Source organism: Aquirhabdus sp. (assembly GCF_046462495.1).
In the GTDB taxonomy this organism is placed as follows: Bacteria; Pseudomonadota; Gammaproteobacteria; order Pseudomonadales; family Moraxellaceae; genus Aquirhabdus.
In genome coordinates, this window is record NZ_JBKGVE010000004.1 from 630,133 (window position 1) to 652,822 (window position 22,690).

A 22,690-nucleotide genomic window follows, 5' to 3' on the forward strand; every position below is an offset into this window, starting at 1 on the left:
AATGAAACAAAATCGGTTATCTCAATCACTTCGGGTGATCTTCACGGGTAGTGTGTCCGTGGGGTTGGGTTTAATGGCTGCGTATGCAGAAGACGCCGTGCAGCGGGTCGAAGTGACAGGGTCATCGATTAAGGGTGTTGCCGCACAAAGTACCTCTCCGATTACCGTGATTAAAACTGCGGATCTCGCCAAGCTTGGGATCACTACCGCGTCTGAAGCATTAAGTTCGATTTCTGCAGTGCAAACCCAAATCACTGTCGCCAGTAACGTGGGCGGCACCGGTGGTGTGGGCGCAGCTGCGGACATGCGCGGTCTGGGCAGTAGCCATACGCTGGTTTTGCTCAATGGTCGCCGTATGCCGACCAGCCCGAATGATGGAGCAGCTGTTGATCTGAATATCATTCCGCTGGATGCCCTTGATCGCATTGAAGTGCTTAAAGATGGCGCCTCGGCGATTTACGGTGCGGATGCGGTTGCCGGTGTAATCAACTTTATCACCAAGCGTTCTTATCAGGGGTTGGTCGGTTCTGTAGAGGGCAGCGATCCGACCCATAGTGGTGGTGGCAGCTCAACCCACTTCAATATTACAGGTGGTCATGGTGATCTCGACAGCGACGGTTATAACCTGTTTGGTGTTGTGGATTTCCAACAGCAACAGCCGCTCAGTGCCGTGGATCGCAGTTTCACCAGCCAAGGCGGTATCCGTCCTGATCTGGGTCTGGATTCGACCAGTGGTAACTCATTCCCAGCTAACGTGACCAGTGCTAAAGACGATATCTACGGCAATCCTTTTGGTGCAAGCTGCAAACCGCCTTTCTCCAACCCGGCGGGTAATGGCACCTGCCGTTATAACTATCCTGCGCTTGCGAACATTGTGCCGCAAAGCAAGCAGTTTAGCTTTTTGGGTAAAGGCACCTTGAAGCTGGATGAGAACAACAAGTTGGGTGTGGAATATATTCATGCGCAAAGTGAGTTTGGCAATACGTCTGCTGCGGATATTGCACCCGCAGGCACAACGATCTACGGCACCAGCAAATACTATCCCGGCAACGGTATTACCCCAGGCATTGATGGTGTAACGGGTCAGCCTTTGTCGCTGAACTTCCGTACCGTGGATGCAGGTAGTCGCCAAGACGAGAGCTATAACGTTGCTGACCGCTTGCTCTTCACCGCAGACGGCACGCAATTCGGCTGGGACTATGACGGTGGCATCGCACTAAACCGTTCTACGGCGAAGAGTCGTGTAGTGGCAGGTTATTTGAATAGCGATTTGATCCAGCAAGCGGTTGAAAATGGCACGTTGAATCCCTTTGGCCCACAAGCCGCAGGCGACCCAGATGTCTATGCAGCTTCAGGTCTAAAAGGCACGTTTATCAATGCGAAATCGACTTCGGTCGGTGCTGACTTCAAAATCAGCCGTGAAATATTCCAATTGCCAGCAGGCGGTGTCGGTTTTGCGCTGGGGACCTCTTACCGTCATGAGAAGATGAGCTTTGATTACAACCGTGATATCACTGCGGTCAGTAATGGCTTGGCGCTGCAAGATGCCAATGGCAGAGAAGGAAGCCGTGACATCAGTGCGGTCTTTACCGAACTGCATGTGCCGATCCTGAAAACGCTGGAAGCGCAATTCGCGGTACGTTATGACCGTTATAGCGATGTCGGTGGTAGTACCAATCCGAAAGTGTCTTTCCGTTGGGAACCGATGAAAGAAGTGATGTTCCGTACCTCGTATAGCACGGGTTTCCGTGCACCGAGCTTGTATGAACTACACAGTGAAAACACCCGTGGCTTAACCGCTGGTAAGTACAGCGATCCTGTGCTCTGCCCGGGCGGCGTAGTTGCACCAAACGGCGTAGCGTCACGTGATTGTAAACAGCAGTTGTATCAATTGACCGGTGGTAATACCGATCTTAAGCCAGAGACTTCACGTTCATACGGTTTTGGTACGGTGATTCAGCCGGTTAAAGATGTCACGGTATCGATCGACTACTTTAATGTGCTGCTGAAACATCAAGTGGATACGCTGTCAGAAGCGGATATTTTCAATGACTATGAAAAATATTCAGGCTTGTATGTCCGCAATCCCGATGGCTCATTGAACTATGTGACCAATACCAATTTCAACTTGGGCAACAGCCGTACTTCGGGTGTGGATTTCAGCTTTGACTGGCGCTTGCCAGAGACTCCAGTGGGTCGTTTTAACCTGAGTCTGGATGGTACTTTGGTACAGAGCTACAAGTATCAAACCGAAGAAAATGGTCCTTACGAGCAAAGAGCTGGTGTCTATGCCGGAACCAATCCGATCTCTCGCTGGCGCCATACTGCAGGTCTGAACTGGAAAAACGGTGATTGGAGCGCAGTGCTGCAACAAACCTTCCAAACCGGTTATAAGGATCAAAACCTGACCGGTACCGATGGTGCGGATGATCGCAGTGTAGGTTCTTATATGCGCTACAACCTGTCAGGTACGTATTCTGGATTTAAGAATGCAACGCTGACCTTGGGCGTGAAGAACTTGTTCAACAAGAACCCACCCGCAACCAATCAACAAGATCAGTTGCAAGTGGGCTACGATCCACGTTATACCGATCCGCTGGGTCGTGTGATCTTCTTACGCGGCACTTACAAGTTCATGTAAGGGCTTAAAAGAAGTCTGACCTAATCTAAGAATCGCCTGACGGAAGTTGGGCGATTTTTTTTGGTTTTGAGGGTGGGTTTAATGATTGGGTTGATCTGTTATATTGCTGCAGCAATCTTCATTTCTTCATTTATATAGCCTTATATGGTCTGAGTATGTGCAAGTTTTGGATAGGCTTCTTTCTACTGCTTGGCGTTGTCATTGCAGGGTATTTTTACTGGATCATGGCTCATGGTGAGCTTTCTACCAAAGCGGACTATGCGTTGCTTCAAGGCATTGAGTTTGAACATCGGAATCTGACAGGTCAGGCCAATCCTGTCGTTATCACATCAACGACCACGGGTATAAGAGCGGTGGTGCTAGGGCTGGCAACACAAGATTCGCATTATCCGCGAACTTGGATTCTGTTGAATCGCGTTGATGCCGATGGAAAGATTTTGATGGTGCCTCAAGTGCCCAATATTTTGGTGGACTGCCAATATGTTGCCCTTCTAAAAACTGAGAATGAGATTAATCCTAAAGTTCTGTATTTCTTGCAAGAAAAATGTAGCAACTAAGCGAGTAGAAGATACTTTATATCGGTATCCAGACATTGGAGGTCCCTATGGCCAACAAACATAATCTGTGGTTCATTCTTGCATATATTTTCTTTACCATCCTCGGCAGTACCCGCATGGCCTCTGCCCAAAATCCACCTGAATGGACGGCACCATTTCCACCCTTCCAGATCGCAGGCAATCTCTACTATGTGGGCGGCAAAGACCTTGCCAGCTATCTCGTCACCACACCGCAAGGCAATATCCTGATCAATAGTAATCTTGAGGAAACCGTGCCGCAGATTCGCGCCAGTGTCGAGAAGCTGGGGTTTAAGTTTTCGGATATCAAAATCCTGTTGATCAGCCATGCACACCGCGACCATGATGCGGGTAGTAACCGAATCAAGACACTTACTGGCGCGAAATATGAGGTGATGGATGCCGATGTATCGGTGGTGGAGTCAGGCGGCAAGACTGACTTTGCGTATGGCAATGACCCGACTACGCCAAAGTACGCTCCAACCCATGTGGATCGGGTGCTGCATGATGGCGATGTGGTGAAGCTTGGCGGCACAGAGTTAGTCGCGCATCTCACGCCCGGCCATACCAAGGGCTGCACCACATGGACGATGAAGGTGACTGAGGCAGGCAAGACTTATAACGTGGTGATCGTAGGTAGTACGGGGATTAATCCGGGTTATAACCTTGTGGATAGCAAGGTCTATCCGCAGATGGCGGCGGATTATGAGAAGACCTTTAGGGTGTTGAAGTCTTTGCCTGCCGATATTTTCCTTGGCGCGCATGGTGGCTACTTTGATCTGGAGGCGAAGTATCCTCACTATCAGAAAGTTGGGTTTACGGCGTTTGTGGATCCGGTGGGGTATCAGAAGTTTGTGGCGGAGCGGGAGCAGGGGTTTAGGGAGGAGTTGGCGAAGCAGCGGGCAGTGATCCACCTCATTGACTAATCCTCTCTTCATTCTTGTCTTAATTGCCATATTTTTGACCAATCGTTCTATGGTATTAGTGTCATGCGCCTCAGTGATTGAGGTCATAAAAAATACAAAGTGAACTAAAAGTGCGGATCGACTTTGGCGTGTTCATCCAGAAAGTCGGTTTGGGTGGGAGATATGGGTCATGGATGTCATCGCGCAATTTAAACATCAAGGAACGCATTTTTCAGCCTCTAATGTGAGCTACATGCTGCGATTCGCAGAGCAGCGGGGTGCTACCGCTGAGCAGTTGCTTGCGAATACCGGGCTTCTGGTCACTGATCTTTATACCAAGAATGCGCATATTCAAGTCTGGCAACATCTGGTTTTTCTGGATAATTTATTCAAAGCGATCCACGATCCCAGCCTTGCGATTGAGATTGGACTGGCCAGTAATCTGACTAAAATTGGTCTATATGGCTTAGGTCTGATGAGTAGCACTACCTTATGGGAGGCTGTTGAGTTTGGTCGTCGCTATATGAAGACACAATATCCCTTCTTTGAATCCACGTTTGAAATTCAGGATGACACGGTCGTTATTACCCTGCACGAGATATTCCCCTTAGAGCGTTTTCGGGCTTTTATCGTTGAAAATTTTCTCATCGATGTCGCGGAAATTTATCGTTCTTTGATGTTGGGTGAGTATCGACCGACGAAATATCAGCACTTCGAGTTGTATTTTGACTGTCCCGAGCCGGAATATTTTGCGGCCTACAAAGAGCGTTTGCCGGAGCTGCACTTTAATCGGCCTGCCAACCAGTTTCGCTTTCCCGCCAAGATTCTCCATCAGCCGATTCATACCGCAAATCCGGCGATGGTGCATTTTGCGACGGGTCATGGGGAGTTAGAGCTGGCGCGATTAGGGTTGTTCACCAACTGGATTGACCATGTCCGAGCCTTACTCATCAGCCATGAGGGGGCTTATCCGAGTATCCAGAGTCTGGCTGATCAATTGTGTATGTCGCCTCGCACGCTGACCCGGAAACTTACGGAGGTGGGTTTAAGTTTTTCAGAGTTACTCGAAGAGGTGCGCTTAAGGGATGCCCAGAATTTTCTCAAGCATACGAAATTTAGAATGGATGATATCGCTGTGAAATTGGGCTATCAAAACAGTGCGAATTTTATCCGCGCTTTTCAGCGCTGGACGGGCATTACCCCGAGTGAATATCGTAAATCTCTTGAGCAGTCCAAGCATGCATTTGACGCTAAATGACAGCGTGAATGGCGTGATCGCGCATTATGTATTTTTTTTATTCTGATTAGAGTCAGGATGGGCTTAATGAATCAATCCTGACTTGGGCTTGATGAGATGAATCAGTGCGTTGATCTATTAAGAACCTATAAAAATACTCCACAGTAACAATGATATAACACGACTGCTGTGGGCCTGCGTTTAATCAAGGATTGGCTTATGAAAAAAATATCCATGCGTTATGGCATGCTGGCATCACTCGTGCTGAGTAGCGCAGTGATCACCAGTGCTCATGCCGCACTCCCTATCACTGACCCCTTCTATAGTTATAACGGCACGACGCCTTTGTCATCGATTCCCTTGGGAACGGTGCTTAAACAACGCACCGTGACTTACCATCTCGCGGGTGTGCCGACTGCGGTGACTGCACTGCAATTACTGTATCGAACCAATAATGCGCAGAAGCAAGCGGTGGTCAATGTGACTTCGATCCTCAAAAGCCCGGTGAGTAATGGCAAGGCGATTTCTTATCAGTCGGCCTATGACTCTCTGAATCCCTACGATTCGCCGTCTCAGGTGATTGCCGGTGATCGGGATATTACCAAGGCGTTTAATCTGGGTACTTTTATCTATAGTGCGGAGTCGATTCCGCTGGGTGCTTTGGTACTGGCAGGTTACAACATCATCATTCCTGACACCGAAGGCGTCACTGCTGATTTCGCGGTGGGTCCAGAAGAGGGCATGACCACGCTGGATTCCATCCGTGCCTCACTCAATACTGCGACGACGGGTCTGACACCGACCAGTAAAGTGGTAATGATTGGTTATTCGGGCGGTGCTATCGGCACTAACTGGGCGGCACAACTGGCACCGAGTTACGCGCCCGATGTCAACAAACAACTGGTGGGCGCGGCGTATGGTGGACTGCTGATCGATCCAATCCACAATCTGGATTATGTGGATGGCAGTATCGTCTGGGGCGGTGTTGCACCAGCAGCGTTGGTCGGTATCGCTCGAGCCTATAATGTGGATTTGACGCCTTATCTGAATAGCCAGGGACTGGCAGTCGTCAAGGATATTCAGGATCAATCGTTGATCTATATTCTGCCGAAGTACTTGGGGCTGAAATGGGAAACGCTGTTAAAGCCAGTCTATGCAACGGCATGGAGCAATTATCTAAAAACAGGCGCGATTGACAGTAGCTTTAAGTCACTCGTGGATGCTGCCAACACGATCAATGCGGGACAGTATGCTTCTCCAACCATCCCGATTTATTTCACGCAAGGCAGTGTCGGGGTGCTGAATGGCACCTTCAAAGCCAATGCGGGCGATGGCGTGATGCTGGCTGAGGATGCGCGCAGTCTGGTGCAAAAGTTCTGCAAGGCGGGCACCAATATCGTCTACACCGAAGTGCCTTTTGAACATGTCGGTGCACTTGCAGCATGGTCCGTGGGAATGTTGCCGTGGTTGAATGATCGCTTTGCAGGTAAGGCTGCGCCGAATAATTGCTTGCTGGCGGCGCTGTTGTTGCCACCGGGACGATCATTGGCACCTGTGGTGATTAAATAAGGCTCAATGTGCTGTGGTGATCAGGGGAGGGGGTGTCTGGAATGGACGCTCCCTTCTTTTTTGAGTAGCGATTGAATAAGACAACAATGCCGAGACGGTTTCCCTATCTCGGCATTTTTTTGACATTCAACCAACCGCGATCATGCTGCGTTTAGTTGGACTCGGTAAACTGAATGTATGGGGTCGCGCCGCTACCTACGGTACAGCTTGAACCCAGAGTCAGGTTGTTGGTTTCGCCCGTGGTGCCAGAGCGGGTTGATGGCGCAAGGCAGGTTGGTGCTGCGGTAGAGCCGTCGGTCAGTGCAAGTTTCACCGCAACGGTAGAGCCAGCATTAAACTGGGCTTGTGATCCGCCTGCGTTACCCACGACATTGTACTCAGCTTGTGTCCAACCACTCGACATACCAGTCTTGCTATCAGCAACCGATGACGAGTATGCCTGACCGCCATAGGTCACGGTGGCGATGTCATTGCCGCTTGCTGCAACTGAACCGGAGAAGCTGACATTGGCCATTTCGGTAATTGGCAGTTGTCCATTATAGACCACGGTGGCTGGCGTGTTTTGTACGCAGTCTACGCCAGCTCCGCCAAAGCCATTGGTGCTATCAGCACCGGCATTCACGAAACCTGATGGGCATTTAGATCTGGAACTGGTGCCGTAGTCAAAGAGCCAGTACTCGACGAAGACTTCGGTCTTGTTGGTGAGTGTGCTGCTGGTCAGTGATGCTGGGGTGTTGGTAGACATCACGTACTGTACCCATGCCAAGCAATTGGTATAGCTGCCGCAGGCAGGGGTATGCGAGATGTTGGTATTGAGCTGGAGTGTATATTCATTGGTGCCGATGATGCCGTTGCTCTGACCTGATCCAAAAGGTACGTTCGCGCCTTTTTCGGAAGTCACACCAGTGACGGATGGGAAGGTGCCGACCACTTTGCTAAACACGTTGCCTGAGGGGGTCTGAGCGACAAAGTCATAGCCATTGCCCGCGACCACTTGTTCGCTACTGCTCAGGGCTTGATTAGCGCGTAAGGCTTTTAGGTGATCAATACTGAGTTTAGAGCGATAACCGGGTGCTGCGACGCATGACACTTTTTCCCATTTGGTACTGGGGTAGGCGGCATGAAAACAGCCTTCGCCCTCTGGGACACTGAGTTGATGCATGTTGTCACGCCAAGCGGCGCGCGCTGGCGTTTCGACATCGGCGCCGAACTGCGCAGCAAAAGCGGATGGTGCACACGCGATAGCCAAAATTCCGGCGACTGTAGCGGTGCGTAGATAGTTCCTCACATCATATTTCGGTTGTTTAAATTGCATGATTACTCCGTGTTTATCAAAAAAGTACATCAGAAAAAGTACATCAATACATTCACCAAACATTCATCAAGACATCCAGATCAAGTTCATCCAGAAAAACGCACCTGAATGACGCAATCACCAGAGGAAACTACCCAATACTGCATGCAGTGGCTTTACCCCCTTTTGGTTGCAATCAAAAATCGATTGCGAAACGCTTGCATGACATGACTCTGTTTAAACGGTATAACGCATCACATATTGCAATAGTTGAATAGTGTGATTAATGAAGCAATATATCTGCCAAAAAATAACCAACTGGTGTGATTTGAATTTAATATATGAAAATCTGAATAACCTTGAATGGTCGCCCCTTTAATAGTCGATAAAAGTGAATTATGTGTGATATTGCTTGGGGTGAAAGTAATAAAATTCATGTGAGGATTTTTAGGCTTTTATAAGAATATTTTGATATCATGTATCTAATTTATATTGTTTTATTTATGTGGAGTTGTTGATTTTAATTATAACTGATTTGATATATATAACTGGTTTATACCTAATTTTACGTAATCTACATCTAATATCCATAAAGTGGCAATATGTTCTACATAATGGGGTGATATGTCGGGAAAGATGAGTATTAATGGTTTATATGCTTATTTTAAGTGTGAAGTGGTGTGGGCGATAATAAAAAAACTGGTTTTTATTTTAAATAGAGTAGGGGTGTTTCTCCGTGTTATTTTCTTTCTTCAATCCTCTTTGATCCTGCTTTAGTCGGTCATTCAATCCCTTTAAATTAAGATATAGTTCATTGATCATCAGGGTCTGATCATAGGCACTTGCGGTGATTGCGCGCGTGGGGCTGGGAGCAATAATGAAAATTACGATGGTTGTATTTGATGGCGTGCAGGCGCTGGATGTGGCGGGGCCGCTCGATGTGTTTGCAGAGGCGAATACATTTCTCGCCGCTGATCAGCAGTACGAGATGACGGTGGTGGGGCTGCATGCTGGGATGGTGACTTGCTCGAATGGCATGGCGCTGCATGTGCCCAATGACTACTCCAGTCATCCTGAAAAATGCGATTTGCTGCTGGTGGCGGGTGGCCCACAATTGCCCGGGTCGAAGCCCGATCGCGCGTTTTTGGCGTGGCTGCAACAGCAGGCTGCGCAGGCGGGGCGTTTTGGTTCGGTGTGTAATGGCGCTTTTCTGCTGGGTCATGCGGGTTTACTGGATGGGCGCGAGGCAACGACACATTGGAGTGATGCCAAGCTGCTGGCCGAGCAGTTTCCACTGACGCGGGTGGTGCCGGACAAAATCTTTATTCGTGATGAGCGCATGTTTACCTCAGCGGGGGTCACAGCGGGGATTGATCTGTGTTTGTCGTTAGTTGCGGAAGACTGGGGGCATGAGCTGGCGGTGCGCGTGGCAAAACGCTTGGTGGTATATATCCGCCGCGATGGTGGGCAGTCGCAATATAGCCCGTATCAGGCGGCTGATCTGGAGGAGGATTCGATAGTTGGCAAGGTCCTGAAGTTTGTCACTGAGCATATCTCTGAGACGCTGTCGGTTGAGCAGATTGCCGATGCGGTGGGCGTGGGCAGGCGCACCTTTTCGCGGGTGTTTGCTAAGGATGCACAGGTGACGCCATCGGTGTTTATTGAGCAGGTGCGGATTGATTTTGCAAGGAAGCTCTTGGAGGAAACGGACGTGCCGATGAAGACCATCGCCTACCGCTGCGGCTTCCACAGTGCCACGCATATGCGCATGATTTTTACGCGGCGCTTAGGCGTGACGCCGATGCAGTATCAACAGCGCTTTCATGCCACTGAGCATGCTCAGCACGCCTAAGTCTCAGCCTTGATCTGGGCGATGACCACCAGTTCTACCGTGGCATTACCCGGCAGTTGGCGGTGCGAGAAGGCGGAGCGTGCATGACCTGCTTTGTCCCCCAAAACTGCGGCAAATAAATCCGATGCCCCGTCCAGCACGGCGGGCTGACTATAGAATCCGTCCGCACTACTCACATGCCCTTCGATACGCACGATGTGATGCAAGCGCTCAAAACCACCCAGATATTTGCTGATCTGTGCCAGCACGTTTATGGCGGCTAGCTCTGCGGCGAGTTTACCGTGTTCAACCGTGACCTGCTCACCGACGCGTCCGGTATAGGCGATTTTTCCATCTTGGATGGGCAGTTGTCCTGAGATAAACAACAGATCGCCGGCTTGGCTGACGGCGGTGTAGCTACCGAGGGGCGTTGGTGGGTTAGGCAGGCTTAAGCCGCGTGCTGCGAGTTTTTGTTCGATGGTCGCTATGTCTCTATCGCTGGTCATGCTGTATTCCTGGGCTATTTCTGCTGCGGCTGGGGACATCCGACGATACAACATGTGTCATTGTGAAGGTACGACCATTCTCGGGTTGGCTTTAATTTTACATTCATGCGGGTTAATAGCTTTCACAAAAGTTCTGCTATGCGCTCAGCCGTTGCTTTTGCAGACTGGGGATTCTGACCAGTCACCAGTCGATCATCTGTGACGACGTAGGAGGTGAAGGGCAACAATGCTTTTTCATAGAGTGCCCCACGCTGCTTCATTTCCTGTTCGGCATTGTAAGGAATCTTTTTGGCAACTCCTGCCAAGATTTCCTCAACCCACGCAAAGCCAGTAAGCTTGCGACCTGAAACAAGCAAAGTGCCATCTGATAGTTTGGTGTTGAGCAAACCGCAATAGCCGTGGCAGACCGACGCCACGATCCCGCCACGTTCGTAAATCTCACGCGTGATTCGCTGTAGTCCTTCGCTCTCTGGAAAATCCCACATCACGGCGTGTCCGCCTGTGAAATAGATTGCATCAAAATCTGCAGAGTTAATCTCGTCAGGTCGAGCGGTGTTTGAGAGCAAGGCCATGCGGGTTGCGTCAGCCAGCCATACTTTGGCAGTCGCATCGATATTCGGCCATTTGAGTGAGCGAGGTTCCAGCGGCGAGAGACCTCCTTTCGGGCTGACCAGATGCTGCTCATAGCCCTTTTTGGCAAAAACATCATAGGCGTGGGTCAATTCCGACAGCCACAAACCCGTCCGCTCGGATGGATCAGCATAATGTGAGACGTTGCTGACGACGTGTAATATGCGTTTAGTCATGATATAGCCTCTTATCATTTAAGTATTGAGTGATACCCATGTGTCAAGAAATCGTCAAGGGACCAGATCCAGGCAGACGAGTCACCAGTTCAGCACCGATCAGTTTTGCGGGTGTATATGCACCGCCTTGAGGCTGATTGTGCAGCAGATATTCAATGACCGCCAGTGCTCCTGTGATTGTGAGGCTATAGGCATTGACGGTCTGAATGCGTGCGGTTTTGACCTGTCCGCGTGCATTGCGGGCTTCTCCCCAGACAAAGGTGGGTAACTTGGCACGCAGTTCTTCATCGGGGCCCGTGACGGACTTGCCGATCAGCGATTTAAGCAGGTTTTGCACAGCCGAGATTTTGAGTAGGGGACGGGCACAGTTGGTGAGTTTTGCGCCGAAGATCATGCCCGACGATGCTGGCACGTATACTTCAATGTTCGGAATGCCCGTGGTGTGAAACGCCGTTGACACGTCGCCCCAAGGGATGACCATAGCGCTCTTCTGACCATCACCGAAATCGATACGACGCACCTTATGGGCCAATGCAACAGTGAAAATCTTGCCGTTCTGGCGGACTTTACCACCCTGTGCCAAGCCTTCGGTACTGGTTTTTGCAGTGCCCGGTGAAAATCCTGTTTGTGAGTCAAATCCGAGTGCGAGGTGCGTTGCATCTGGAAGAGCTTCCTTTAATGCTGCCGCCACACAATCTGTTGGAATGACATCAAAACCAACACCAGGACAAATCACGATACCCGCATCAGAAGCCTGGGTATTGAGTGACTGTGCCAACTCGAAGACATCGATTTCACCAGTAATGTCCAAGTAATGTGAACCTGCCTTGATACAAGCTTCCATCATGGGCTTGGATGTGGCCGAAAAGGGCCCTGCACAATGCAGCACGACTTGTGAACCTTTGATGTTTTCGACGACTTGAGTCGCATCATTAAGACCAAAAATGCGACTTTCGAGGTTGAGTTCTTTTGCCAGTGATTCAATCTGTTCCCGATTACGACCAGCAAGCACGGGAGTGAGGCCTCGTCGTGCTGCTTCACGCGCAATCAATTCACCGGTATACCCATTTGCGCCATAAATCATAAAGTTCATGTTCATTTCTTATTTACTCGTTTAGGTTTCTCGTTTGAGATGCTCAATCAACGCATCTCGCTCAACACAAGCATCTATGGCATGACTAGCGTTGTGTCGTTGTTAAGTCGGGTTCAGTGTTTTCGATGGCTTGGGTAGATTCAGCACCAGTTGAGCATCTTTAACCACATCCAGACGCAGGATCGTACCTACATCCAGTTCATCCAGTAACTGACTTAAAGGACCGCCATGACGCTCCAGCGTCACATGTCGTGGCAACAAGCGTTGTCCATACTCCAGTGTGTTGGATTGAACGGTTGTCTGTTGCCATACCCCGTCGACCTGATGCACCATGGTTTTGGTTTCCATATGAGATTCAGGTTTTGCTTTGTGCAGCGATGGGCAGGGCGCTTTTAGGTTCAGGTCTATCTTGCCTTGCGTATTCGCAATACGGGCACTGACCTCTGTGCCGATGCCGACTTCAATCTCGGTGACCCATTTCGGTAACTGATAACCGTATACACCCCGCACGCGTGCGATTTCGGTGCTTACTGGTAATGCCAATACATGGGCGAAGAAGTTCCGTTGACGCATGGCGTTTAGCAACTCCAGTGCTTGGGGCCCACGTACTCCGGGCTGACGAATGACCACGGCTATGGAGACTTCGTCATAAGGATCGTTATCACAAACCGCATAAGAAAAGAAGGTCAGCGCCACCAGTCCGTAGCCAGGAAATGGCTGCAAGGGTTCCAGTGGTGCGGGAAGTTTGGCGCGTAGCTTGGACACGGGTGCGAGCATGAGGAGCTGAATGCTGTTCGTACTGTAGTAGAAATTTGGTGCCCAGATTGGCCCGACGCGAGAGTCAACCTGCTTTTTTGGGATTTTACGAAAGAAATCGATATTACCCGCCGCGGGATCCTGTGCCACCACATTCAGATCAGGATTCATCCGAAAGCGGTCATAGTAGCCCCCTGCCAGTACTTTCACCTTTTGCGTCCCAAATTCAACATCAATGAACTGCTGCTTTTTTGTACTCATTTTCGTCGACCTTTCTCGTGATTGGGCAATGCTGGCATCACGCTATTGCATGCTGTCACACTGCATTGAGAAGGTACTATAAGGTTAAAGTTAACTTTAATGTCAAGCGCTGAAATATGAGTTTTGTTGCAAGTTTTTCATGATAGCTATTTGCTGTGCGTAGGACGGCTTGATCAAGGTGATCCTTTTATTTGGATTCTTCCGAGTTTACAGGTGCATCTGCAAGCCCAGCACACATGCGGTTTAATATCCATGTTGGCCGATCAACACAGGGGATGTCTTCCATCCCACGATCAATCGTTTCGATGACGACGAGTAGTTGCGTTTTGTTATATTCCAAGCGTTTTTGCAAAGCTTCGATTTCAGTCACCTTGTGTTTGAGGCCTTCAAGAAGTTCGTCATGCTTCCAAGTATTCTGAGGGGTAGGTAACAGGTGGCGAATCTCGTCCAGTGAAAAACCTGCACTTTGGGCTCGAGTAATGATCTCCAGCATCCACACCGCTTCGGATGGGTACTCTCGGTAGCCATTGGCTTTACGTTCTACGACTTGAATGAGTCCACTTGCCTCATAAAATCGAATACGCGAGGCTGCTAAGCCAGTTCGTTTCGCGAGTTCGCCAATTTTCATAAATCACCTTAAAAAAGCATTGACCTTAAAGTGTACTTTAATACTAGAGTCGAAGTGCGGTCAAACTGACGACAGTGATCGTAGCAGCATAAACATAAAACAGGAGAAGCGGACATGGGATACGTAACCACGAAAGACGGTGTTGAAATCTTCTACAAAGACTGGGGCGTGGGTGACGCTCCAGTGATCTTCTTCCATCACGGTTGGCCGCTTAGCGCGGATGACTGGGACGCTCAAATGCTTTTCTTTTTGGCTCAAGGTTTCCGCGTTGTTGCGCATGACCGCCGTGGTCATGGCCGTTCCAGTCAGGTGAGTGTAGGACATGACATGGATCACTACGCAGCCGATGCATCGGCTGTTGTTGAGCATCTGGACTTAAAGAACGTGGTACATGTCGGTCATTCCACGGGTGGGGGGCAAGTAGCCCGTTACGTGGCCCAATACGGCCAGCCACAAGGGCGCGTCGCTAAGGCGGTGCTCATCAGTTCGGTGCCGCCGTTGATGATCAAGACAGGCCAGAGTCCTGAAGGCGTGCCCATCGAGGTGCTGGATGGTCTTCGTTCTGGCCTTGCTGCCAATCGCGCGCAATTCTTCCTCGACGTGCCTTCAGGTCCCTTTTACGGCTTTAATCGCCCTGGTGCAACGGTATCAGAAGGCACTATTCGCAATTGGTGGCGTCAGGGCATGATGGGCAGTGCCAAGGCTCATTTTGAGGGAATTAAGGCATTCTCCGAGACCGATCAGACCGAAGATCTGCAAGCGATTACCGTGCCGACACTCGTCATGCAAGGTGACGACGATCAGGTTGTTCCATACAAGAACGCGGCGGTTCTCCAGCATCAACTGATTAAGGGCAGCACGCTCAAGATCTACCCTGGCTTCTCGCACGGCATGCATACGGTAAATGCCGATGTGATCAACGCGGATTTGCTGACTTTTATTCGCGGCTAATTGATGTTGCTGATTTTTTTTTGTTCAATACCACAGGAATCAAGGCTTAATCTTCTTGATTCCTGCTGAGGTAGGTTTTTCTTTCCTTCATTGTCTCCATGACTTCTGTATTTGATTCCTCCGCAATGCACTATTACGATCAAAAGTTGATCGCTGTGTGAACTGACCGTACACAAAGATTATTCGGTTTCATCTCGAAAAAGTATTGACATTAAAGTTAACTTTAACATTATAGTTATCGTCATTAACAAACAACGAGACGTTTTATAAACGTGTTCGACCACCGTACACTCGAAGATGACAGTTGAGGAATCCGCAATGTTTAAGCGTCGAAATGTTTTGCATTGGTTGCTGACGATATTTACCCTGATTCTCACAAGTGGGTATGTGCAAGCATCTGATCCCACCCCAGCGGCATCTCCCCAAACCTCTGCTCGCAAGATTCTGGTCGTCATGACCAATCATTCCGCCTATCCAACGCGTACAGACAAGACGGGGTTGTGGTTTACCGAGCTCACAGAGTTCTTTGACGTGATTCAGGCGGCAGGATTGCAAATGGACTTTGTCAGCCCTGAAGGCGGTGCGATCCCTTTGGATGATCGTAGCATGAAGTCGTTCTATCTGAATGCTGCCGCTCGCAAACATCTGGCTGATCCAGCATTCATGGCAAGGCTCAAAGCAACTGTGCCAGCCAGTTCAGTTGATCCAACCCAATATCAGGCGATTTATTATACGGGCGGCCACGGCACTATGTGGGATTTTCCTGATAACAAAGACCTGAAGAAGATCAGTGAACAAATTTATCGCCAAGGTGGCATCGTTACTGCGGTTTGTCATGGTGTTGCGGGTTTGCTGCCGCTACAGGATGATCAAGGCCAATCACTGATTGCAGGACGGAAAGTGACGGGATTCTCCAACACTGAGGAATGGCTTGCTGGCATCAAATCCCAAGTTCCTTTCTTTTTGCAGGATGAGTTAGTCAAACGTGGTGCACATTATCAGAAAGCATTTTTCCCGTTCACTGCATATGCTGTAGCGGATGACCGCATCATCACTGGGCAGAATCCACAGTCGGGTGGCGTGGTGGCTATAGCGCTGCTCAAACGGTTGAAGGCTGAGAAATAACGATAGATGAGGAAAGAACGTATGCAAACTATTTTAGGTGCCAACGGCCAGATTGGTCGCGAGCTTGCGATTCACTTGAAGCAAAGCTTCACCAGCGACATCCGTCTGGTGAGCAGAAAACCGCAAAAGGTCAACGACACAGATCAATTGTTCAGCGCAGATTTGCTTGATCCAGCGCAAGCCCTCGGTGCAGTTGCAGGCTCGGAAATCGTCTATATGACGGTCGGATTGCCGATGGATACTGAATTGTGGGTGAAGCAGTGGCCGATACTGATGCACAACGTGATCGAAGCCTGTGCCACTCATGGTGCCAAGTTGGTTTTTTTTGATAATACCTATATGTATCCACAGACTGCTGTGCCGCAAACCGAGGAGACCCCATTTCTGCCCAATGGCGAGAAAGGTAAGGTCCGTGCTGCTATTGTCAATGAGCTGCTTGAAGCGATGGTGCAGAAGCGGGTTCAAGCCGTGATTTGTAGAGCGCCAGAGTTCTATGGGCCCGGCATCACGCAGAGCATTACCAATGCGACGATTATCGACAACTTGAAAGCTGGGAAAAAGCCCAAGGTATTTCTACGAGACGATACCTTACGCAGCTTGATTTACACGCCGGATGCCAGTCGTGCGATGGCTCTGCTCGGAAATACCCCTGATGCCTATGGTCAGACGTGGCATCTCCCTTGCGATGATCATCGCCTGACGTATCGTCAGTTCATTGAGCTGGCATCGGATATATTTAACGTTGAGGCTCGTTATATGGTCGTTAAAAATTGGCAACTCAAGCTGGGCGGACTTTTCAACAAAACGATTCGTGATGCGGCGGAGTTATTGCCGCGATACGCGGTGGACAATATCTTCGTTTCGAATAAATTTAAGCAGAGATTCCCAGAGTTTCAAGTCACCACGTTTAGACAAGGTTTGACTGCGATTCGCAATGAGAAGTAGTGAGTAAGGCTTAATAATGCATGACAATTTTTGTGTCGTCTGACTGGGGATATCGGACATCCCCAGCCTACAAGAAGGATCATTCTTTATGGATGCCTCGCCGTGGCCTGCACTGCGTCGCCTTATGCCGAGAGCAATTTGCCATTGGCGAGGATCTGCAGAGTCTTAACCGCAAGCACGATAATCACGATGCTCAAGAATACCAGCAACGCCGCCGCAAGCAAGGTGATGGGCCAAGTTTGGGCATAGGTGGCGTATTCCAGTGCGGCATTGACCAGAGCGGCGAGCGGAAAGCTGACGGCCCACCAGCCGGGTATAAACGGCACACGGCTTTTAGACAGTTTGACGCTGATGACCAAGAATAGAAATAAGCCAAAGTAAAACAAGATGCCCGCAAACTGATCGACGTGTTGGGTGAAATGGGTATACGCAAGGAACCCAACCGGAAAAGGCGCCATCAGGATCATCATCGAGGGCAGCATAGGCTGGGCAATTTTTTCCTGATGAATCAGCCGTGAGGTGATCATGGTGAAGAAAACCAGCGCAAGTACCGTGCCCACGGCCATGGAAAACAGATTCAATTCATGCGCCCACGCCATGCTCATATGACCGCCCGTGACCGGAATATCCAGCGTGCCGACGCTGGGAATCAGCCAGACGGGCAAGGCATGGGTGGCATCGATCTTGCCCTGTAGCAAGCGGCTGACGATGATGAAGGCCAGCGCCAGCGCGGCAAAAGCACCAATGGTCCAGATGACTTCGGCGGCAAGCGTGCTGACTGGCGCAACCACGCTTGAGATCAAAAGGATCGCAATGGTGACGGTGCCAAAGAAGTTTCCGGCGATGGGGTGGGTAAATTCACCGCGCACCACTTGAGGATATCGCGCAGCTTTAATGATATAAGACAGACTCAAGATCACAAAAACGACGACTGCAACCACGGCAGTGCTCTCGGCAACCATTGGGCTTAAGCCAAATTGGTGACTCGCTTGGCGCAGCGCCAGCACCAGTCCAGAGATCCCCATGACTGCCGCAAACAGGTTGATTGGCAGGTTCTTGATGGAGGTGGTTGATTGAGCGGATGGAAGATCCGCGATCTGTGCATGTGTCATTTTAGAATTCCTCATCACGTCTAGATACAAGCGATTGGGTCGAGTAGAAGGGGTGTTTAGTGCCTTTTTTCGATCCTATCCCGTGAGATGATTATGAGGGATTGTTTGGTAGGGGAAGGGGCTAACTACAACGGTAAAGGGACAGATAGGCGTTGTTTTGGGACATTTGGGGGTGGGGGAGCCGAGAGTGATGCAATGGACTAGGGGCTTATGGCATCATCTTAAGTTAAGTAAATCTAAAATATAGTTCATCACTCTTATGCTATATTTTATCAACTCGCGCTCTCACTCTGCGGCACAACGCTTTGAATAACGAGACATTATGAAAACGCTTGCTTTTGTCCATCGCAACGATACCCGCTCTGCTGTGGGCGATTTTTCTCCGGTGCTTTCAGTCTTTTCACATTATGAACTCGGCAATACGATTTCCCCCTTTCTGCTGCTTGATCATCTCGGTCCCGGCTACCTTAAGCCGTCATCACGCCGTCAGGGTGTTAGTGATCACCCGCACCGTGGCTTTGAGACGGTGACGATTGTCTTTAAAGGGGAAATAGAGCATAAGGATTCAAAGGGTGGCGGCGGCATCATTGGGGCAGGGGATGTGCAATGGATGACTGCGGCACATGGCATTATCCATCAGGAGCTCTTTAGCGAAGCCTTTACAGCGCAAGGCGGCACTTTTGAAATGATTCAGCTCTGGGTCAATCTGCCTGCCCGCGACAAGCTAGGACCGCCTCGCTATCAAAGTCTGGCTAGCGCTGATATCCCGACTGTAGAGCTGCCTGATGGAGCTGGGACCGTGCGCGTGATCGCAGGACAGTTCAACGGCGTGACGGGTCCTGCTGAGACGCATACCCGTATGAATGTGCTTGATGTGCGGATGCGCGCGGGAACGTCGGCGCTGTTTAATGCGCAGGTGGGTGATACCGCGTTGGTTTATTTAATCTCGGGGCTTCTACAGTATGCGGATGCCGAGCCGATGGAGGCGGCGGGGCTTGCGGTGATGAGTAGCCATCATACCGACTTTACGGTTGATACCCTTGAAGACAGTCACTTTCTGGTGCTGACCGGGGAGCCGATGAACGAACCGATTTATGGTCGTGGCCCGTTTATTATGAATACCTTTGAGGAAATCCTACAGGCCTTTGAAGACTCTAAAAATGGGCTGCTGGGTTAAAGGGGTCTCTACTCTGATACATTTTTTGACTTCTAAGTCAGAATTAAAGGCAATCATAGCGGCAACCCTGTAATACATTTGTATAAAACCCACCAGAGAGACTTTCATGACTACGCTTTACTTTACGACTCCTGCGGGTAATCGACTGGCTTACTCGGCTTTTGGCCCAGTGGATGGACGACCGATCCTGTTTTTTCATGGCGGTGGTCAGACGCGTCATGCATGGGGACGTGCTGGGGAGGCTGTGGGTGAGCTCGGGTGGCGGGCATGGGTGGTGGATTTACGCGGTCATGGCGATAGTGATTGGGTTGCAGGACACTATCAGTCTGAGGATTTTACGGCTGATGCGCTCTCGATCATCAAGACATTGAAGCAAAAACCAGTGATCGTCGGCGCATCTCTGGGTGGTCAAACGGCATTGCTGGCCAATGCGATTGAGGAAGTCTCTGCCGCGCTGGTCTTAGTGGATATTACGCCGCGTGCCAATCCTGAAGGGATTAAGCGGATTTTGAATTTTATGACGGCGCATTTGGATGGTTTTGCGTCGCTGGATGAGGCAGGGGCAGCGGTGGCGGCTTATCAGCCACATCGCAGTCAGCGCGCCAATAGTGATTCATTGACAAGGAATCTGCGCCGCCATGCAGATGGGCGCTGGTATTGGCATTGGGACCCCGACATGTTGCGCGGTGTGATTGAGCAGCGACAACTGCAAGGTCCGCATCATGATGAGGCGCATAGTGAGCATCTGTATCGGGTGATTGAGCAATTGACGCAGCCGATTCTGCTGGTACGGGGGAGTGAGAGTGATGTGGTGAGTGGCGACAATCTCGATGAGTTTAAACGCCGTATTCCCCATGCCCGTGTGGTGGATGTGAGCGGTGCAGGTCATATGGTGGCAGGCGATCAGAATGATGTGTTTCTGGATGCGGTGTTGGAGTTTTTGGCGGAGGTTTGATGGGTTGGGTTGTAACCTATGGACAATTTAGATTCCCCTCAACCCTCATTGCGTCAATACATGGCATGAACTCCTAACTTAGCATTAAACATTGACACATTATGTGAACACGCGTACTCTGAGCCTAGTAAGTTCTATTTTTAGACTAAGTAAAATCAGTGAGAGTGATTATGTCTGCAATTGCCCTAAAAACAGTTGGTTCTTTCCCAGTGCGTCGAATGGATTACCAGTTCAATCATATGCCGCGCTACTGGTGTAATGATGAGTCAACATTCACGCACTTTTTCACGGCCCTGTCGCTATTGTTTCCTGAAGGCGAGTCGTACTTTGTGCGCTCGGTTCGAGCCTTGCGTAGTCAAATCAAAGATAACGTGCAATTGGATAAAGATATTGGTCTGTTTATTGGGCAAGAGGCGATGCATTCCAAAGAACACCATGCTTTTCACGTGAGTGCTCAGCAATTCAACTTAGACCCTGAATCCTTGGAAAAAGTAACCGGCGTTATTCTCAAAGCCATCGAAAAAGTTGCTGGGAAAAAATTCAATCTACTGGTGACTGTAGGCTTGGAGCATTATACGGCGGTGCTGGTTGCGACGATGATGACTTCGACCAATGAGCTGATGAGGGACGAAACCATCCGGAATTTATGGTTATGGCACAGTGTCGAAGAGTCAGAACATAAAGCCGTAGCATTTGATTTATATCAGCATATATATGGCTCTGGTGTTAATGCTTATCTGTCTAGAGTGGCTGTTTATACGTTTAGTCTGATTATGATTACCATAATGTCTAACGCTTTTATGGTTGTATTGATGAAGCGCGATAAGCAGCTTTTTAATTTTCAATCCTGGAAAAAATTTGCCGCTTTTGGGGCTAAGGAATATAAAATATTTTTTCCGAAATTTTTACAATATTATCGCCCAAGCTTTCATCCGAACGATATTGATGAAAGTGAGTTAGTCGCCAAGACTAAAATAAAAATCGGAATTATTTAAGGTTGCGATAGTAATAACCCATCTGCGCCATCTGAGAGGGCGATCTTCATCAGATGTCGTGCATAATGGGCTGATGTAATGCACTCAAGTTCATTACATCATGCTGGTCATTATTAGCCCCTCTAAAACCTCCGTGGCAACGGATTCTGCACGTCAAACGCATAGCCCAGAATCTTAAACTCCTGCTCAACCACTTCTTCCGCAGTTAAGCGCTCTTCGGGATACTCCGCGTCATTCTTACTCACCACCCGCACACCGCCCTTGGGCAAGTTGTACAAATACTTAAACTTAAACACACCGCCATGATCAATGGCATACACGCAGCCATCGACAATCTTGGTAAATCCTAAATCCACATAGACCGTCGCTTTGTCTTTGATATCGGGAAAGTTGGAGTTGCCTAGGGCCGTCATCGCTACGGCGTTCTCCGGTTCTACACCAGCGGCTTTCAAGGTCGTGAGACTTAAACGTAGCCGTCTTGTTTCTGAATTCAATGCTTCTCCCACTGCGCCTGATCCACAGGCTAACAAAAAGTCCTTGTAAAACGGTATGGCGACTTCGTCGTCGTCAATCGGTGTATCGCTGTCCCAGCTTTCTACGGGAATCTGGGTACGGCTGGCTGAGTTGTTGCCGGTCAGCAACCAATCGGCGCTGACTTGCAGGAGACGACTTAGCGCAGTGAGGTTCTCACCGTTTGGGGTATTCAATCCCGATAACCATTTGGACACCGCACCTTTGCCGACATGGGTTTCGCGGACGATATCGACTTGCTTGATGCCGAGCGTGGTCATGCGCTCTTTGATTCGATCAGAAATGGTTTGCACGAGGATTCTCCAGCGCGCGACAAGGGTTGCGCTAATAGTTTCCAAGAGTAAACGAATTATTTGACACTTAAAGAAACTTATGGTTTACTAACGGAAACTATTGAGTTGACCAGTGGAAACTAAAACGGAGCCTGATTATGATCAAATTACATCACAACCCCGCCAAGCATGCCTTAAGCCATGAGCTGGAAGCGTTGTTTCAACAGCATATTGTACAAGGTGGACGTACGCGTTCGTTTCGTCCGGGGGAGTCGGGTGGCAAATTGAAGTTTGTGGTGGGTGATCCTAAGCGGCAGGGGATGCGAGTGTGACAGTTTCTTCTTAGGTTTCTGGATTGGGCTTATTGCGACTGGTTAGTTTCCATAAAGGGGATGTACCAGACAAAAAAAAGCCCACGCCGGGGGAGCTGTGGGCAAAAATCCTGTCTGTTTAGTTTGGGGACAAACAAGTAAGTGAGAATTACATCACATTATTTGTAGTATGACAAGTGTAAGTGAACCGAAT

At 49.5% G+C, this 22,690-nt stretch carries 20 protein-coding genes and 1 pseudogene; 13 read left to right on the forward strand and 8 right to left on the reverse strand.

Translation table 11 applies throughout. The annotated features are described in order from the left end of the window. The first annotated feature begins 1 nt into the window (after position 1). From ACLHG7_RS06295 to ACLHG7_RS06315, 5 genes and pseudogenes are all read left to right on the forward strand, one after another. The gene (locus ACLHG7_RS06295) at positions 2–2,641 is read left to right on the forward strand and encodes a TonB-dependent receptor (RefSeq protein WP_410210183.1); all 2,640 of its coding nucleotides are present in this window, start codon (positions 2–4) and stop codon (positions 2,639–2,641) included. A gap of 155 nt (positions 2,642–2,796) precedes the next feature. Further along, positions 2,797–3,198, forward strand: a complete 402-nt coding sequence (locus ACLHG7_RS06300; protein ID WP_410210184.1) for a hypothetical protein — start codon at positions 2,797–2,799, stop codon at positions 3,196–3,198. 152 nt (positions 3,199–3,350) lie between these two features. Continuing rightward, a pseudogene (gene bla / locus ACLHG7_RS06305) lies at positions 3,351–4,142 on the forward strand (subclass B3 metallo-beta-lactamase); the annotation flags it as partial. A gap of 169 nt (positions 4,143–4,311) precedes the next feature. Then, positions 4,312–5,379, forward strand: a complete 1,068-nt coding sequence (locus ACLHG7_RS06310) for an AraC family transcriptional regulator ligand-binding domain-containing protein (RefSeq protein WP_410210185.1) — start codon at positions 4,312–4,314, stop codon at positions 5,377–5,379. A gap of 198 nt (positions 5,380–5,577) precedes the next feature. Beyond that, positions 5,578–6,927: a lipase family protein gene (locus tag ACLHG7_RS06315; protein ID WP_410210186.1), complete on the forward strand. Its 1,350-nt coding sequence runs from the start codon at positions 5,578–5,580 to the stop codon at positions 6,925–6,927. Between the two features lie 151 nt (positions 6,928–7,078). Here ACLHG7_RS06315 and ACLHG7_RS06320 read toward each other — a convergent pair whose 3' ends face one another. Continuing rightward, positions 7,079–8,242 (reverse strand): hypothetical protein, encoded by a 1,164-nt coding sequence (locus ACLHG7_RS06320; protein ID WP_410210187.1) that lies wholly within the window; start codon positions 8,240–8,242, stop codon positions 7,079–7,081. A gap of 868 nt (positions 8,243–9,110) precedes the next feature. Between ACLHG7_RS06320 and ACLHG7_RS06325 the strand changes: the two genes are divergently transcribed. Next, positions 9,111–10,073, forward strand: coding sequence for a GlxA family transcriptional regulator (locus ACLHG7_RS06325; protein WP_410210396.1), 963 nt, complete (start codon positions 9,111–9,113; stop codon positions 10,071–10,073). On the opposite strand, the gene ACLHG7_RS06330 is transcribed toward ACLHG7_RS06325, so the two are convergent. The 5 genes from ACLHG7_RS06330 to ACLHG7_RS06350 all read right to left on the reverse strand — a co-directional run bounded on the left by ACLHG7_RS06330 (position 10,070) and on the right by ACLHG7_RS06350 (position 14,102). Then, positions 10,070–10,558, reverse strand: coding sequence for a RidA family protein (locus tag ACLHG7_RS06330; protein WP_410210188.1), 489 nt, complete (start codon positions 10,556–10,558; stop codon positions 10,070–10,072). The two genes, ACLHG7_RS06325 and ACLHG7_RS06330, sit on opposite strands and share 4 nt — an antisense overlap. 122 nt (positions 10,559–10,680) lie before the next feature. Further along, complete coding sequence (locus ACLHG7_RS06335) at positions 10,681–11,364, reverse strand: type 1 glutamine amidotransferase domain-containing protein (protein ID WP_410210189.1); 684 nt, start codon at positions 11,362–11,364, stop codon at positions 10,681–10,683. 43 nt (positions 11,365–11,407) lie between these two features. Then, positions 11,408–12,463, reverse strand: a complete 1,056-nt coding sequence (locus ACLHG7_RS06340) for a saccharopine dehydrogenase family protein (RefSeq protein ID WP_410210190.1) — start codon at positions 12,461–12,463, stop codon at positions 11,408–11,410. Between the two features lie 96 nt (positions 12,464–12,559). Further along, a complete protein-coding gene (locus ACLHG7_RS06345) occupies positions 12,560–13,474 on the reverse strand; it encodes an acetoacetate decarboxylase (RefSeq protein WP_410210191.1) in 915 nt (304 codons plus the stop codon). 187 nt (positions 13,475–13,661) lie between these two features. Then, a complete protein-coding gene (locus ACLHG7_RS06350; RefSeq protein ID WP_410210192.1) occupies positions 13,662–14,102 on the reverse strand; it encodes a MerR family transcriptional regulator in 441 nt (146 codons plus the stop codon). Between the two features lie 114 nt (positions 14,103–14,216). Here ACLHG7_RS06350 and ACLHG7_RS06355 point away from each other — a divergent pair, with 114 nt between their 5' ends. From ACLHG7_RS06355 to ACLHG7_RS06365, 3 genes are all read left to right on the forward strand, one after another. Continuing rightward, a complete protein-coding gene (locus ACLHG7_RS06355; RefSeq protein ID WP_410210193.1) occupies positions 14,217–15,053 on the forward strand; it encodes an alpha/beta fold hydrolase in 837 nt (278 codons plus the stop codon). Positions 15,054–15,371: 318 nt separating this feature from the next. Then, positions 15,372–16,178, forward strand: coding sequence for a type 1 glutamine amidotransferase domain-containing protein (locus ACLHG7_RS06360; protein ID WP_410210194.1), 807 nt, complete (start codon positions 15,372–15,374; stop codon positions 16,176–16,178). A gap of 21 nt (positions 16,179–16,199) precedes the next feature. Continuing rightward, entirely contained in the window at positions 16,200–17,123 is a 924-nt protein-coding gene (locus ACLHG7_RS06365) for an NAD-dependent epimerase/dehydratase family protein (RefSeq protein ID WP_410210195.1), read from the forward strand. 122 nt (positions 17,124–17,245) lie between these two features. Here ACLHG7_RS06365 and ACLHG7_RS06370 read toward each other — a convergent pair whose 3' ends face one another. After that, the gene (locus tag ACLHG7_RS06370) at positions 17,246–18,235 is read right to left on the reverse strand and encodes an SLAC1 anion channel family protein (RefSeq protein ID WP_410210196.1); all 990 of its coding nucleotides are present in this window, start codon (positions 18,233–18,235) and stop codon (positions 17,246–17,248) included. 322 nt (positions 18,236–18,557) lie between these two features. On the opposite strand from ACLHG7_RS06370, the gene ACLHG7_RS06375 reads away from it, so the two are divergent. The 3 genes from ACLHG7_RS06375 to ACLHG7_RS06385 all read left to right on the forward strand — a co-directional run bounded on the left by ACLHG7_RS06375 (position 18,558) and on the right by ACLHG7_RS06385 (position 21,362). Next, the gene (locus tag ACLHG7_RS06375; RefSeq protein WP_410210197.1) at positions 18,558–19,412 is read left to right on the forward strand and encodes a pirin family protein; all 855 of its coding nucleotides are present in this window, start codon (positions 18,558–18,560) and stop codon (positions 19,410–19,412) included. Between the two features lie 106 nt (positions 19,413–19,518). Further along, the gene (locus ACLHG7_RS06380; RefSeq protein WP_410210198.1) at positions 19,519–20,367 is read left to right on the forward strand and encodes an alpha/beta fold hydrolase; all 849 of its coding nucleotides are present in this window, start codon (positions 19,519–19,521) and stop codon (positions 20,365–20,367) included. A 170-nt stretch (positions 20,368–20,537) separates the two neighbouring features. Then, positions 20,538–21,362 carry a metal-dependent hydrolase gene (locus tag ACLHG7_RS06385; RefSeq protein ID WP_410210199.1) on the forward strand — a complete coding sequence of 275 codons (825 nt, stop codon included), beginning with the start codon at positions 20,538–20,540 and terminating at the stop codon, positions 21,360–21,362. A 122-nt stretch (positions 21,363–21,484) separates the two neighbouring features. Here ACLHG7_RS06385 and ACLHG7_RS06390 read toward each other — a convergent pair whose 3' ends face one another. After that, positions 21,485–22,186 (reverse strand): S24 family peptidase, encoded by a 702-nt coding sequence (locus ACLHG7_RS06390; protein WP_410210200.1) that lies wholly within the window; start codon positions 22,184–22,186, stop codon positions 21,485–21,487. A 137-nt stretch (positions 22,187–22,323) separates the two neighbouring features. On the opposite strand from ACLHG7_RS06390, the gene ACLHG7_RS06395 reads away from it, so the two are divergent. Beyond that, positions 22,324–22,497, forward strand: a complete 174-nt coding sequence (locus ACLHG7_RS06395) for a hypothetical protein (RefSeq protein ID WP_162818222.1) — start codon at positions 22,324–22,326, stop codon at positions 22,495–22,497. The last annotated feature ends 193 nt before the right edge of the window (positions 22,498–22,690 follow it).

Excerpts from the sequence above, each read along its gene's own strand:
- ACLHG7_RS06315 (WP_410210186.1), top strand. The coding sequence starts at position 5,578 with ATGAAAAAAATATCCATGCGTTATGGCATGCTGGCATCACTCGTGCTG.
- ACLHG7_RS06350 (WP_410210192.1), bottom strand. The coding sequence starts at position 14,102 with ATGAAAATTGGCGAACTCGCGAAACGAACTGGCTTAGCAGCCTCGCGT.
- ACLHG7_RS06395 (WP_162818222.1), top strand. The coding sequence starts at position 22,324 with ATGATCAAATTACATCACAACCCCGCCAAGCATGCCTTAAGCCATGAG.
- ACLHG7_RS06385 (WP_410210199.1), top strand. The coding sequence starts at position 20,538 with ATGTCTGCAATTGCCCTAAAAACAGTTGGTTCTTTCCCAGTGCGTCGA.
- ACLHG7_RS06320 (WP_410210187.1), bottom strand. The coding sequence starts at position 8,242 with ATGCAATTTAAACAACCGAAATATGATGTGAGGAACTATCTACGCACC.
- ACLHG7_RS06325 (WP_410210396.1), top strand. The coding sequence starts at position 9,111 with ATGGTTGTATTTGATGGCGTGCAGGCGCTGGATGTGGCGGGGCCGCTC.
- ACLHG7_RS06295 (WP_410210183.1), top strand. The coding sequence starts at position 2 with ATGAAACAAAATCGGTTATCTCAATCACTTCGGGTGATCTTCACGGGT.
- ACLHG7_RS06335 (WP_410210189.1), bottom strand. The coding sequence starts at position 11,364 with ATGACTAAACGCATATTACACGTCGTCAGCAACGTCTCACATTATGCT.
- ACLHG7_RS06300 (WP_410210184.1), top strand. The coding sequence starts at position 2,797 with ATGTGCAAGTTTTGGATAGGCTTCTTTCTACTGCTTGGCGTTGTCATT.
- ACLHG7_RS06340 (WP_410210190.1), bottom strand. The coding sequence starts at position 12,463 with ATGAACATGAACTTTATGATTTATGGCGCAAATGGGTATACCGGTGAA.
- ACLHG7_RS06380 (WP_410210198.1), top strand. The coding sequence starts at position 19,519 with ATGACTACGCTTTACTTTACGACTCCTGCGGGTAATCGACTGGCTTAC.
- ACLHG7_RS06375 (WP_410210197.1), top strand. The coding sequence starts at position 18,558 with ATGAAAACGCTTGCTTTTGTCCATCGCAACGATACCCGCTCTGCTGTG.
- ACLHG7_RS06355 (WP_410210193.1), top strand. The coding sequence starts at position 14,217 with ATGGGATACGTAACCACGAAAGACGGTGTTGAAATCTTCTACAAAGAC.
- ACLHG7_RS06330 (WP_410210188.1), bottom strand. The coding sequence starts at position 10,558 with ATGACCAGCGATAGAGACATAGCGACCATCGAACAAAAACTCGCAGCA.
- ACLHG7_RS06360 (WP_410210194.1), top strand. The coding sequence starts at position 15,372 with ATGTTTAAGCGTCGAAATGTTTTGCATTGGTTGCTGACGATATTTACC.
- ACLHG7_RS06370 (WP_410210196.1), bottom strand. The coding sequence starts at position 18,235 with ATGACACATGCACAGATCGCGGATCTTCCATCCGCTCAATCAACCACC.
- ACLHG7_RS06365 (WP_410210195.1), top strand. The coding sequence starts at position 16,200 with ATGCAAACTATTTTAGGTGCCAACGGCCAGATTGGTCGCGAGCTTGCG.
- ACLHG7_RS06345 (WP_410210191.1), bottom strand. The coding sequence starts at position 13,474 with ATGAGTACAAAAAAGCAGCAGTTCATTGATGTTGAATTTGGGACGCAA.
- ACLHG7_RS06310 (WP_410210185.1), top strand. The coding sequence starts at position 4,312 with ATGGATGTCATCGCGCAATTTAAACATCAAGGAACGCATTTTTCAGCC.